Genomic DNA, 13,117 nt, shown 5'->3' on the forward strand with positions numbered 1-13,117 from the left:
CAGCCTACCCGTCCTGCCGATTACCTGCACCTCGGTTGCAGGGTATGCATTCTATTCGCACATCCTTCTGATACTCGTCCAGGAAATCCGCACGGCTGATATTGGCGGGATAAAGGCGGTTCGTGTGCGCGGTCGGCCAATGGCCCATGTCACCGGCCGGCTGGCCCGACGTCGGATTGCGGAACACTTCGCCCGCGCAGTTCGGCCCCTGCCGCGGACACATCACTCCACCGTGGGGTCCCGGAGTTCCGTTTGCCCAGGCACGATTCGTCGTGTCCGCACGCCAACTGCCCCGGCTCGTCGTGTAACCAGGCTCGTTGGTGCCCCGCACCATGCCGTTGGCGTCCACCGCGCCCGGAACGGGCGTATTGGGGTTCGGCAGGAACTGTCCGTTCGGCCCGATCGGCCGCCCGCCAGTGGCGCATTGGCATGCCGCACCGTGTCCGTCCTCGCCCCCGCCGCAGTTGTGCACCAGCACCGGTTGGTCGCTGGCGAACACGTAGTACGTGTGCAGATCGGCGACCGTCAGGTCGCGCATCTCCTGGTCGCCGGTGAAGTTGTCGACCTTGACGACGACTACCTTGGTTCCTGGCCCGCCGCCGCCCATGCCCGCGCCGGTGCCGTCGCCCTCCAGGCGCTTGTCGTCGTGCACCAGCAGGCGATGTCCCACCGATAGTTCGGCGGCGTCGACCCACTTCCGGTCGGTGGCGTCCCAGAACGGATGGTGCTGGGTGGTCTTGACCACCGTCTCCTCACCCGACGCGACGTCGCGCACGGTGACGTTTTTTAGCTCACGGTCCTGGTTGACGTGAACCGCGGTGACCGCGCGGCCCTCGGCTCCACCCCGCTCCGGGTCCGTTGCGGCGACCTTGTCACCCGGGCCGAGGTCCTGGATGGCCCGGCTGCTGCCGTCGGCCATCAGCACCTTGGTCTCCGGGTCGAAACTGTGCGGCCGAGCGCAGCCGGCCGGTGCCCGGTGTCGGCCCTGGTAGCCCGAGGGTGCGCTCGGGCCCTCGCTGGCCTTGGCCGCGCCGCCCGGGCGCCGGGGGCCCAGGCCAGGGATCTTGGCCGCGGCGGATCCGCCGGCCATCTTCGTCAGGCCGCCGGTGAACCTGCTCAGGCCGGCCGTGAGTCCGCCGTCGAGGCCACCCTCGATCATGGTGCTGGCGAGGCCGCTCCAGGTGAACTTCTCCTCGCCCTGGGCGACGTCGACCATGAAGCCGGCACCCGCCGACATGGCTCCCGCGACCGCGCCCGCGACGATCAGACAGCCGACGCCGGTGGCGCAGAGCGCGCCGACCGCCACCGTGGCGGCCACTGCCACGGCCGCTTGGGCGACGAACTTCCACGGATCCTTCTTGATCGCCGCCACTGTCGACTTGACGCTCTTTACGGCGCTCTTGACCGCCTTCTTCGCGGTCTCCTTGACGCATTTCTTCACGCCTGTACTGAGGCACTTCTTCGCCGAGTTGTACGCGTCCCGTACGGTGTTGACCTTCTTCTTCGCCCACCGCACGGTGGTGTCCTTGACGGTCTTGACGGCCTTCTTCGCCTTGTGGACCACCGCCTTGGTGGTCCGCTTGACGTCCTGCCAGGCCCGCCCCGAGGCGACGTAGTTGTACGCCTTGGTCGCCTGGTGGTAGGTCGCGGTGGCGACCCGGTAGGACGTTCGGATGGCCGCCACCGGGTTGGTGACCACCGAGACGGTGCTCTTGACGGCCTTCTTCAGGCTCGACAGGCCCCAGTGCCCGGTCGGGTCCATCGTGAGCAGCGGGTTGCCGTCGCCGTACTGGAAGCGGTTGGCGTCGATCGAGTCCGGTGTCGGGTTGTTGGTCGCCGTGTCCCGGCTGTCGAACTGGCCCGTGTCCGGGTTGTACCAGCGCGCCAGCATGTTGACCCGGCCGGTGGTCGAGTCCGTCCACTCGCTCTGGTAACCGAGGCTGCCTACCATGCCGTTGCTCGCCAGGACCCGACCCAGCGGGTCGTAGCTGCGGGAACCGCTCAGCGCCGTCCCGGTGGCGGTGAACTGGCCGACCAGGTCGTCGTGCTGGTCCAGCCAGGCGTAGACGGAGCCGGCTCCGGTGCCGGCACCGACACCGAGCAGCTCGCCGGTGGGACTGCGGGTGTAGGTCGAACCGCTGTCCTGGGCCAGGTCGTTGTCGAGCCCGCTGTACCGGAAGCCCGGTCGCACCGCCCGGCCCAGCGCGTCGTACTCGTAGCTGGTCGTGCCGCCGGCAGCCTGCTGGGAGATCACCTGGCCGAACGCGTCCGACGTGGTGACGAAGCCGGTCCCGCCGGCACCGGTCTGCTTGAGCGTCCCCCGGGGGGTGTACGTGTACCCCGTGCCGTCGCTGCTGGAGATGAGCTGGTTACGGGCGTCGTAGCTGAACGTCTGGCCACCCACCTGGGTGCGGTTGCCCGAGTCGTCGTACGCGTACGAGACATTTGTCGTGCCGTCGTTCCACGAGGTCAACCGGTCAGCCAGGTCGTAGCTGTAGGTGTTCGATCTGCCCCCCGCGAACCCGGTGACCACCTTCGTGGTTGCGTTACCGTTCTCGTCGTACCCGTAGTTGACCGAGCCGAGCGTGGTGGTGCCGGCCGCGTTCTTCAGGGTGTCCGTCTTCAGCCGCTGCAGCCCGTCGTAGCTCAGCGAGCGGACGTTGCCGGAGCCGTACGTGATGGTGGCGACCTGGGACATCGAGTTGTAGGCGATGACCAGGTTGATGCCGGTGGTGGCGTTCGAGGCCGTCCGGAACCGGCCCGCCGTGTCGTAGCCGAAGGCGGTGGTCCCCGCCGCGTCGGCGCGCGAGGTCAGCCGCCCGTCCCTGTTGTACGAGTAGGAGAGGTTGTCACTCGGGCCGCTGATCGCGAGCGGCAGGCCCCGGTCGTCGTACGTGATGGTGTTGGTGCCCGCCGGGACGGACAGCTCGGTGATCCGTCCCGCGTCGTCGTACTCGAAGGTGCGCTCGGCCGTCGCCGCCTCGGCGCCCGAACCGGCCTGACTGATCAGTCGCCCGAGCGGGTCGTACTGGTTGCTTATCCGAACCCCGCCGGGAGCGAACTGCTCCCTGACCTGTCCGGCCGCGTCGTACGTCACGGTGAAGGTGCGGTCCACGGCCGCCGGGTAGGCCGACGTCGACGGCTCGACCCGCGACTCCGGCAGGTTCCAGCTGTTGTACGTGGTCCAGAACTGGTTGCCTCGACCGTCGGTGAACCGGGTGCGGTTGCCGGCGGCGTCGTAGCCGAACGAGCTGGCGATCGCCTTCGTGCTGGTCACCGGCTCGCTCTGACCGACGAGCCGGCCGAGCGCGTCGTAGCTGAAGGTGACCGTGGTGCGACGGGGGTCGGTCGCGCTGGTCTGGTTGCCGTTGTCGTCGTACCCGGCGGAGCTGATGGTCAGCACGGCGTCGGTGGCGTCCAGCTTCCGCTCCTCCACCTGGCGGCCGGCCGCGTCGTAGACGTTCACCGTCTTGGTGGAGTCGGGCGCGACGGTCTTCACGACCCGGCCGAGCCCGTCGTACTCCAGGGTGGTGGTGTGGTTGGCGCCGTCGGTGATGCCGGTGACCTCGCCCACGGAGTTGTAGCTGTTCGAAGTGGTCACGCCCTCCGGCGAGGTGGTCTTGCGCAGCCAGGGCCCCGAGCCGTAGGCGTCCGTGCCGTAGTCGTAGTTGGTGGTGTTGGTGACCGGGCTCGGCTGGCGGACCACCTGGCTGCTGGTGAGGCGACGGCCGAGCAGGTCGTAGGTGGCGGTGGCACGCGCCCCGGTGGCATCCACCGACCCCGAGGGGATAGTGACCGCCGCCCGGCGAGAGGCGGAGGCGATCCTGAACCGAGCACACGATCAGGCCGCTGGAATCACCGGCACCCGACGGGATCTGTCTCCGGTACCGCCCACACGGGCGTCCGCGCCGGACGAAGATCCGAGCCCTCACGTCTGACGGAAGCGGAGCCGCCGGGCGGATCCCGATCGCCAGGCGGGCCGCCGAGGTCCATCCGGCGCAGCCGCATGATGAACGCCGTAGAGGACTTCTTCCCAAGGCTGGTTGACGGCTAACTGACGGCGCCGGGATCAGCGAGATCAAGGACGTCGGACGGGCGTCAAGCCGGTCTGTCTCAGACCACAACGCTTTCTTGTCCAGGCTGTGCCGGCAGGTGACCCACTCTGCCGGCACATGCAGTGATCGGCCTGCCGGTCAGGGCTTGAGGATCAGCCGGATGGGGCTGCCCTCCTTCTTCACCAGCCGTTCGACCCCACGAGGTGCCTCGGACAGCGGAAGCACATCGGTGATCGACCCGGAGAGATCGAGACGGTGGTGGCCCACCAGCGAGACCAACTGCTCGACGTGCTCGGGCACGCTGCCGTAGTGGCCGCGGACCTGTTGCCTGAGGTAGCTGAACAGGGTGCTCTGGTGGATCGTCAGCGGCTGGGGTGCCAGTCCGACCAGGACCAGCCGGCCCTCGATGGCAAGCACCTGCTGGGCCTGAACCCAGACCGGCGGGACACCGGCCAGATCGAAGGCGAAATCGAGGCCGCGTCCGCCGGTGATCCGGCGTACCTCGTCGGCGAAGTCGGCGACGCCGGGGTCGAGGACGTGGTCGGCGCCCAGGGCGAGAGCCCGGGCCCGGGCATCCGGGATCGGGTCCACGGCGACGATCGGAGCGGCCCCGACGAGACGCAGCAACTGGACGGCGTGGGCGCCCAGTCCGCCCAAACCCCACACGCCGACGGCCTGGGTGGGACGCACGTCGGCGGTGCCGACGATCGCCGCCCAGGGGGTGGAGACGGCGTCGGGGATGATCGCGGCCTGCTCGAGGGGAAGGTCGTCGGGCACGCCGACGAGGGTGAAGTGGTCGGCGATGGTGTACTCGGCCCAGCCGCCGTCGTAGTCGACCCCGCGGGTCAGCGGGTGCTGGCACTGCGCGACCCGCCCGAGGCGGCACGGCGGGCAGGCGCCGCAGGGCTGGCCGGCCTGCAACAGCACGCGCCGCCCGACCTGCCATTCGGCGGGCACCTGCGCCCCGACGGCGTCGATGACACCGGCGACCTCGTGCCCCAGGGTCACCTCGTCGACTCCGGTCTCCAGCCGCAGGCTCCCGTCGATGAGGTGGACGTCGGACAGGCAGATGCCGGCCGCCGCGACCTTGATCCGCACCTGGCCCGGCCCCGGCTGCGGGACGGGTACCTCCTCCATCGCGAAGTCGCCCGTCTTGTAGTCGAGTCGGCCGGCGAGCATGGTGGACATGACATTCTCCTTGTCTCGCGGTGCGTGCGGTGGCCCCCACCGCGCGGGGCATGGTGTCGGATGCGGCGACCCGCGCCGCACGGCCGAACGGTCGGTCAGGCGAAGACGTCCTGCTGGTAGCGCCCGTCGGCCTCGAGTTGGTCGAGCCACTTCTCAGCGTCGTCGCCGCTGCCACCGGTGTGGCTGCGGTAGATGTCGGCCAGCGCCTGGCGTACCGACGGGGCCATCCGCCGGCCGTCACCGCAGACGTAGACGTGGGCACCGTTCTGCAGTGCGTCCCAGATGCCGTCGCCGTCGGCGGTGATGGCGTCCTGCACGAACCGGTACGGGTGATCCGGCACGGTGGAGAACGCCAGGTGCACCTCGGCGATGCCGGCCTGCTCCCAGGCCCGCATCTCGTCGCGGTAGAACCAGTCGTGCTCGGGGTGCCGGCAGCCGTAGAACACCTTCGACAGGCCGACCTGGACACCGCCCGCCTGCTGGGCGGCGCGCTCCTCGAGGAAGCCGCGCAGCGGAGCGAAGCCGGTGCCGGGACCGACGAGGATCATCGGCGTGGCCGGGTCGGCCGGCGGGTGGAACGGCGGGGACGGGACGCGTACGTAACCGAAGAACACGTCCCCGGGCCGCAGCCGGGCCAGGTACTGGGAGGCCAGCCCCCGGTACTCCCCGTCGCCGGAGAGCGCCGGGCCCTCCACCAGGCCCACGGTCAGTCGCGGCCGGTTCGGCTCCACCAGCCCCGCCGACGAGATCGAGTAGAAGCGCGGCCGGATCGGCCCGGCCAACTCCAGGAAGACGGCCAGCGGCAACTCGACGGCGGGGAACCGCTCCAGCAGGGTGAGCACGGAGACCCGCTTGGCGAGGATCTCGTCCTGGTAGCGCCGGCTCGCCTCGTCGGTGTCGTCGAGATACCGCTGAAGCTGGGTGGCGGTCCACGGGCACTGGGTGTGCTCGGCCAGCGCCCGCAGGTGCGCACGAGTGGCTACCTCCTGCAGCTCGACGAACTCCGTCAGCAGCAGCTCCGCGGTCACCGGCTGGCCGATCGGCAGGTGGGTGCCGGTGCCGCCGTCCTCGCGGCGCAGCCGGACCACCTGTTCACGGGGCACCCGCAGCAGCCGCAGCGCCCGAGCCACCAGTTCCGGGTCGTTCTTGCCGAAGACGGCCAGATGGTTGCCGGTCTCGTAGCCGACCCCCTCGGGCAGTGCCACGGTGATCGACAGCGCCTGCGGCCGAGGCGTCTCAACGCTGAAGTCCCACAGCCCGGTCGGATCGCCGACCAGCTCCTCGCTGGCCACCACCGTGATCGGGTATGCCTTCTCGGAGACCACCGCCGGGCGTACCTCAGCCTCGGTGAGGACGTCCAGCGACAGCTGTGCGCCGGTGGCGGTGGTGTCCGCGCCGTACTGCTCGGCCAGAGCCGTCCACAGTCCGGCCAACCACGTGGTTGCCATGCCGTCGAAGTCGCCGTTCGCGTCGACCTCGCCGCGCGGCACGATCGGCGTGGCGCCGGCCGCCAGCAGCGCCGCCTCCACCCGCTTGGGGAAGGCCTGGTACGTCAGCCAGTGCGTGTTGCCGTTGCCCAGCACCGCGAACCGCACCTGCGACATCGATCCGGCCGTCAGTCCGCCGGCGGCGGCGAGGGCGTCGAAGCGCTGGGCGTTGTCCGGGGCCTTGCCGTTGTAGCTGGGCGTGACCACGACCAGGATCCCGTCGCTGGGCGGGTTGTCGGCCAGCTCGTCCAAGGTGAGCAGAGTGGTGTCGAAGCCGGACTGCTCAGCCCGGCCGGCGAACTGGCGGGCCAGATCCTCTGACGAGCCCAGGTTCGAGCCGTACGCGACGCGCAGCGTGACGCCGACGGCGTTCACCGCGGCCGCTGGCGCCTGCGGCTCGTGCACCGCCCGCACCTCGGTGCCGAGTCGCTCGTGCGGCTGGCGGGAGCGCACCCGCACCATGAAGTTGTCCGGCTTGCGAGTGAGCGTTTCCTTGACCTTGATCTGGTAGTCGTTCGGGTCGGTGATCGCGAACTGCTGCAGGACCAGGGCCAGCGCGAGCCGGGCCTCGGTGAGGGCGAACTGCCGGCCGATGCAGGCCCGCTCGCCGTTGCCGAACGGCTTGTAGGCGTGCGGGTGGTGCTGGGCGATGTTCTCCGGCAGCCACCGGTCGATGTCGAACTCGGTCGGCCGGTCCCATGCCTTGGGGTGCTTGTGCAGCGCCGGGATCACGATCATCACCTGCTGGTCCTTCGGCAGTGCGTACCGGCCGCCGATCACCGTGTCCTCGTACGGCGCCAGGGCGATCGCCGGAATGGGGCCCCACAGGCGCAGGGTTTCGTCCAGGACCCGCGGGATCACGTTCAGCTTCATGATCGTCTCGTAGGTCGGCACCGTGTCACCGGGCAGCAGCCGGTCGACCTCCGCGTACGCCTGGGCCAGCACGTGCGGGTTGCGCAGCAGCTGGTACAGGGCGTACGAGAGCAGACCGCTGGTGGTCTCGTGCCCGGCGATGAGGAACGTCACCACGTTGTTGCGGATGTTCTCGTCGGACAGTGGCTCGCCGGTTTCGGGGTCGACCGCGCTGAGCATCAGGCTGAGCAGGTCGCGGCGGTCATCGCCCCCAGCCGCTCGGCGATCGCGGATGACCTCTTCGACGATGGACTGCATGACTCGGACGTTCTCCTCGAAGGTCCGAATCTGCTTGCGCCGCATCGCAGTGACGAAGGGTGGTTGCTTCAACCGCCCCATGGCCTCGTTCAGGGAGTCGGCCAGAGCCTGCAGGAACGGGTGGACCTCTTCGCTGCTGAAGGAGTTGAATCGGTAGTCGAAGCCGGTGAGCCCGATGGTGTCGAGGGTCAGCCGGGTCATGTCACCCACGACGTCGAGGTCCGTGCCCTCGTTACGCCGCCACTTGTCGACCAGTGCGTCGGCAACCTCGAGCATCTCGGGGAAGTACGACTTCATCGACCGCTGGCTGAACGCCGGCATCAGGATCCGGTGGGCCTTACCCCAGTTGGGCTCGTCCCGCCTCGCGGTGAACAGACCGTCGCCGGCGATCGCCCGCACGTCACTGTGCGGCTTGTCGATCGGCTTGTAGAAGCGCGACTCGTCGCACAGCTCCGCCACCAGGTCCGGGTCGGACACAAGGACGAGTTCGCGACCGGGCAGCGCGAGCCGGTAGATCCCCTCGGGGAACCGAGCGGCCGTCTCCTCGAAGAAGGCGGCCGGCCCGTCGGACGGGATCTGCAGCGCGTTGCCGACGATCGGAATCCCTCGCGGGGCGGGGATGGACGTGAGGTTGCTCGACACGTGGACTCCTTTCCTGAGCACTGCCGGCGGCGCCAGCCGGTGAATCCGTTGCCTGGACGCCAGCCATACACTGTATGGCTGCTGCTACCATACGGTGTATGGTTACGACTGGACAGGCCTCGGGCGGCCGAGGAGACGCACGTCTCACCGAGAAGGGCATCTACACCGCCGCTCTCCGGCTGATCGACGCCGACGGAGTCGGCGCGCTGAGCATGCGGAAGCTGGCCGGGGTGCTGGGGGTGAACCCCATGTCGCTCTACCACCACGTGCCGAACAAGGCGGCGCTGCTGCGCGGCGTCAAGAACCTCGTCGCCGCCCAGTTCCAGCCCCCGGTCGACGGTGGAAGCTGGCAGGACCAGCTGCACCGGTTCGCAACGGACTTCCGGGCGCTGGCGCACCGGCACCCCAACCTGATCGTGCACAGCCTGGCCAGCCCGGACTTCGTCGAGCCGGAGGACCCGTTCTGGACGGGGCTGGCCGACATCCTCACCCGCGCAGGCCTGCCGCCGACCCAGGTTGCCCCGATCGGAGCAGTCCTCGCCAGCCTCTTTTCGGGCTTCCTCCTCGCCGAGAGCAACGGAACCCTGGGTCGCCTCGCCGCCATGCAACCCGGTGCCCCCGGGTCGGGCACTCCATCAAACGCGGACATGGACCGGGCTGACAGCTTCCAGTTCGCCGTGCAGACCCTCATCGCGGGCCTCGAAGCGCGCCTTCCCTGACGCCCGCGGCCTCGCCACGCAGATCGGCACCCGCCGCTGATCGGGGGCCGTGTGATGCCGTCCCTGCGCTCGCTAGAGCCTGGTCCGTTCGGGGTGCATGTCGTCGACCATCTCGTGCCCCGGCATGTTGATGCAGTGCGCCCCTGGCTGCGCCCCACAGACCGGGCAAGGGCGCCACTCCTGGACCGGGCCGGCGTCGTGACCCAACATCATGGCGATCTCGCTGATCTCGTCGGCCAGGTCGTGCAGGACCGGGTCGCGGTGCCGGACGGCAGCCTCATGGATCTGTTGAACCGACCGTCGCGCGCGCTCCAGGTTGCTCCGCGCTGACGCGCCAGGGTCAGAAGACATGCGTGGCGGCTTCCCGGGCGGGTGCGAATGAAACAGCCAGGTCGGCACTGCGGGCGCGGACCCGGTCATCCGACAGGTCAGGTTCGAGCAAGGTCGAGGGCGATGTCCATGATCATGTCTTCCTGGCCTCCGATCAGTTTGCGTCGGCCGACTTCGAGCAGGATGTCCCGGGTGTCGAGACCGTACTGGCGTGCGGCGGTCTCTGCGTGGCGAAGGAAGCTGGAGTAGACGCCGGCGTAGCCGAGGGTGAGGGTCTCGCGGTCGACGCGGACGGGCCGGTCCTGCAACGGGCGGACGAGGTCGTCGGCGGCGTCCTGAAGGGCGAACAGGTCACAGCCATGCTGCCAGCCTTGAACGGTGGCCACGGCGACGAACGGTTCGATCGGACAGTTGCCGGCGCCAGCGCCATGGCCGGCGAGGGACGCGTCGACACGGGTGGCCCCCGCCTCGACGGCGACGACACTGTTGGCCACCGAGAGGGACAGGTTCTCGTGGGCGTGGACGCCGATCTCGGTCCCCGGATCCAGGACGTCCCGGTAGGCGCGGACCCGGTCGCTGACGCCGTCCATGGTCAGCCGTCCGCCGGAGTCGGTGACGTAGACGCAGTGGGCGCCGTAGGACTCCATGAGCTTGGCCTGGGCGGCGAGCTGTTTGGGCTCCGCGAGGTGGCTCATCATGAGGAAGCCGGAGACGTCCATGCCCAGTTCGCGGGCGGTGGCGATGTGCTGGGCGGCGATGTCGGCCTCGGTGCAGTGGGTGGCGACGCGGACGGACCGTACGCCGAGGGCGTGGGCCTGTTTGAGGTCGTGGATGGTGCCGATGCCGGGCAGCAGCAGGGTGGTGAGGCGGGCGCGGGTGATGGCGGCCATGGCGGCTTCGATCCACTGCCGGTCGCTGTGGCTGCCGGCGCCGTAGGTGAGGCTGCCGCCAGCGAGCCCGTCGCCGTGGGCGACCTCGATGGCGTCCACGCCGGCGGCGTCGAGGGCGGTGACGATCCGGGTGACGTCGGCCGGAGTCATGCGGTGCCGGGTGGCGTGCATGCCGTCGCGCAGGGTGACGTCCTGGATGAACAGGCGGCGGGCGGGTGTGGTCATCGGGTGGCTCCCTGTGCTGCGGCGAGGCGCTCGGCGACCCGGAGTGCCGCGGAGGTCATGATGTCGAGGTTGCCGGCGTACGCGGGAAGGTAGTGGGCGGCGCCTTCGACCTCCAGCAGGACGCTCACCTTGGTGGTGACCCGTGTCGTGTCGTCGGGCAGCAGAGTGTGGACCGGTTCGTCCGGTGCCAGTGGGGTGAACTGCACGGGCTGCTTGAGCCGGTAGCCGGGAACGTACGCGGCGACCTCTTTGATCATCTGTTCGATGCTGGCGCGGACGGCGTCGTGGTCGGCGGGGCCGATGAGGCACTGCACGGTGTCGCGCATGATCATCGGCGGCTCGGCGGGGTTGAGGATGATGATGGCCTTGCCGCGGCGGGCGCCGCCGACCTGTTCGATGGCGGCGGCCGTGGTCTCGGTGAACTCGTCGATGTTGGCGCGGGTGCCGGGACCCGCGGACCGGGACGCGATGGAAGCGACGATCTCGGCGTACGGCACGGGCGTCACCCGGGACACCGCCGCGACAACCGGGATGGTGGCCTGTCCCCCGCAGGTGACCATGTTGACGTTGCCGGCACCGAGGTGCGCGTCGAGGTTGACGGCGGGAACGACGTACGGGCCGATGGCGGCCGGGGTGAGATCGACGAGCGCCTTGCCGTACGGGGCGAGGGCGGCGGCGTTGGCCCGGTGCGCGCCCGCCGACGTGGCGTCGAAGACGACGGCGATGTCGGCGAAGTCGGGCATCGCAACCATGCCGGCGACGCCGCCGGCGGTGGTCGGCACGCCCAGGCGGCGGGCGCGGGCGAGGCCGTCGGAGGCGGGGTCGATGCCGACCATCGCGGCCATCTCCAGCGTGTCCGACAGGCGCAGCACCTTGATCATCAGGTCGGTTCCGATGTTGCCGGACCCGATGACGGCGACCTTCGTACGCGACATCAGCTGCCGCCTTTCGTGACGGGGGCGGTGAAGGTGGCCTGGACGGCGCCGAGGCCGGTGAGGTGTGCGCGGACCCGCATGCCGGCGGTGACCGGGACCATCGGCCCGAGGGCGCCGGAGAGAACGACCTCGCCTGCCCGCAGCGGGTCGCCGTGACCCACGGCGGTCCGGGCGAGCCAGGCGAGGGCCCGCAGTGGGTCGCCGAGGCACGCCTCGCCGGAGCCGGTCGAGGCGACGGCACCGTTCACCGACATGGTCATCTGGACCGCCGCCGGTTCGACGGCGTCGAGCGACACCTGGTCGGCGCCGAGGACGAACAGGCCGCTGGAGCCGTTGTCGGCGACGGTGTCGGCGAAGGTGATGTCCCAACCGGCGATCCGGCTGTCGACGATCTCCAGCGCGGCCGCCGCGTACGCGACCCGGTCCCGGACGGTGACGGCGGTGACCCCCGGGTCGGTGATGTCGTCGCGGAGGACGAAGGCGACCTCGGCTTCGATGCGGGGTTGCAGCAGCCGGTCGAGGCGGATCGGCCAGGACTCCGCGCACGCCATGTCGTCGAAGAGCATCCCGAAGTCCGGCCGGTCCACGCCGAGTTGACGCTGCACGGCCGGGGAGGTGAGCCCGACCTTGCGGCCCACCGCCCGCCGGCCGTCCCGGATCCGCGCCTCGGTCAACCGGCTCTGGACGGCATAGGCGAGCTTCTCGTCGTCGGGGCCGATGAGGTCGCGCACCGGCGCACAGGGCCTACGGATCCGCGCGGCGGTACGCAACCGGCGGTAGGCCGCGGCAACCCGGTCGATGTCGCCGTTGGTCATGGGGTCTCCGTGGTCAGCCGGGTGATGGCGTCGTGGAGGGCGCGGGCGTGCAGGTCGAACAGCGGCATGAGGTCGACGCTGTCGCCGCCGATCTCCTTGGCGATGAACAGCCCGTCGGCCGCGGCGATGGCGTACGTGGTGACCAGTTCGATCGAGTCCCGGTCGGCGCCCGGGGCGAGCGTGGCGAGCACGGCGGCGAGCCGCGCCCGGGCGGTGTCCCGGACCTGCAGGAACATGCGGCGGGCACTGGGCTCCTCCGGGCGGCGCTCGAGAGTGAGCATGAGCCCGAGGCGGAGGAAGTCGGGCGAGTCCAGCAGGGTCTTGGCGACCTGCCCCGCCAGTGCCGTAACACGGTCCAGCGCCGGGTCGGTGTCCTCGCCGGGCAGGGTGAGCGCGTCGGCCCAGATGTCGAAGCTGCGCTCGATGACGGCGGCGAGAAGGTCGTCCTTGTTCTTGAAGTGCCAGTAGATCGAGCTGGCGGGAAGGCCGCACTTCTCGCTGACCAGGGCGATGCTCGTGCCGTCGTAGCCGCGCACGCCGGCGACCTCGGCGGCCGCGTCGAGGATGCGACGGCGGGACTCCTCGCCGTTGGCCCGGCGCTTGCGCTCACCTCGAGGTTCCCTCATCGCACTCTCCCGTGTTTCCGGCCGATGTCTTGACG

Annotated in this window: 9 protein-coding genes; 1 reads left to right on the forward strand and 8 read right to left on the reverse strand. The window is 70.0% G+C overall.

The features are described 5' to 3' along the window. Positions 1-4: 4 nt before the first annotated feature. The 3 genes from ABTW87_RS13295 to ABTW87_RS13305 all read right to left on the reverse strand — a co-directional run bounded on the left by ABTW87_RS13295 (position 5) and on the right by ABTW87_RS13305 (position 8,542). On the reverse strand, positions 5-3,775 hold the full coding sequence (locus ABTW87_RS13295) for a polymorphic toxin-type HINT domain-containing protein (RefSeq protein ID WP_350651065.1): 3,771 nt from the start codon (positions 3,773-3,775) through the stop codon (positions 5-7). A 418-nt stretch (positions 3,776-4,193) separates the two neighbouring features. Continuing rightward, positions 4,194-5,243 carry a zinc-binding dehydrogenase gene (locus ABTW87_RS13300; RefSeq protein ID WP_350651066.1) on the reverse strand — a complete coding sequence of 350 codons (1,050 nt, stop codon included), beginning with the start codon at positions 5,241-5,243 and terminating at the stop codon, positions 4,194-4,196. Between the two features lie 95 nt (positions 5,244-5,338). Beyond that, the gene (locus ABTW87_RS13305) at positions 5,339-8,542 is read right to left on the reverse strand and encodes a bifunctional cytochrome P450/NADPH--P450 reductase (protein WP_350651067.1); all 3,204 of its coding nucleotides are present in this window, start codon (positions 8,540-8,542) and stop codon (positions 5,339-5,341) included. 98 nt (positions 8,543-8,640) lie between these two features. Between ABTW87_RS13305 and ABTW87_RS13310 the strand changes: the two genes are divergently transcribed. Next, positions 8,641-9,261 carry a TetR/AcrR family transcriptional regulator gene (locus tag ABTW87_RS13310; RefSeq protein WP_350651068.1) on the forward strand — a complete coding sequence of 207 codons (621 nt, stop codon included), beginning with the start codon at positions 8,641-8,643 and terminating at the stop codon, positions 9,259-9,261. A gap of 72 nt (positions 9,262-9,333) precedes the next feature. On the opposite strand, the gene ABTW87_RS13315 is transcribed toward ABTW87_RS13310, so the two are convergent. The 5 genes from ABTW87_RS13315 to ABTW87_RS13335 form a co-directional block, all read right to left on the reverse strand. Beyond that, positions 9,334-9,612: a zinc finger domain-containing protein gene (locus tag ABTW87_RS13315; protein ID WP_350651069.1), complete on the reverse strand. Its 279-nt coding sequence runs from the start codon at positions 9,610-9,612 to the stop codon at positions 9,334-9,336. Positions 9,613-9,689: 77 nt separating this feature from the next. Then, on the reverse strand, positions 9,690-10,706 hold the full coding sequence (gene dmpG, locus ABTW87_RS13320; RefSeq protein WP_350651070.1) for a 4-hydroxy-2-oxovalerate aldolase: 1,017 nt from the start codon (positions 10,704-10,706) through the stop codon (positions 9,690-9,692). Then, on the reverse strand, positions 10,703-11,641 hold the full coding sequence (locus ABTW87_RS13325; RefSeq protein WP_350651071.1) for an acetaldehyde dehydrogenase (acetylating): 939 nt from the start codon (positions 11,639-11,641) through the stop codon (positions 10,703-10,705). Before ABTW87_RS13325 ends, dmpG begins: the two co-directional genes overlap by 4 nt. Beyond that, the gene (locus ABTW87_RS13330; RefSeq protein WP_350651072.1) at positions 11,641-12,456 is read right to left on the reverse strand and encodes a 2-keto-4-pentenoate hydratase; all 816 of its coding nucleotides are present in this window, start codon (positions 12,454-12,456) and stop codon (positions 11,641-11,643) included. The genes ABTW87_RS13325 and ABTW87_RS13330 overlap by 1 nt, the downstream gene beginning before the upstream one ends. Next, the gene (locus ABTW87_RS13335) at positions 12,453-13,082 is read right to left on the reverse strand and encodes a TetR/AcrR family transcriptional regulator (RefSeq protein WP_350651073.1); all 630 of its coding nucleotides are present in this window, start codon (positions 13,080-13,082) and stop codon (positions 12,453-12,455) included. Before ABTW87_RS13335 ends, ABTW87_RS13330 begins: the two co-directional genes overlap by 4 nt. Between the last annotated feature and the right edge of the window lie 35 nt (positions 13,083-13,117).

The sequence above is a fragment of the Micromonospora sp. NPDC126480 genome (genome assembly GCF_040302465.1).
In the GTDB taxonomy this organism is placed as follows: Bacteria; Actinomycetota; Actinomycetes; order Mycobacteriales; family Micromonosporaceae; genus Micromonospora.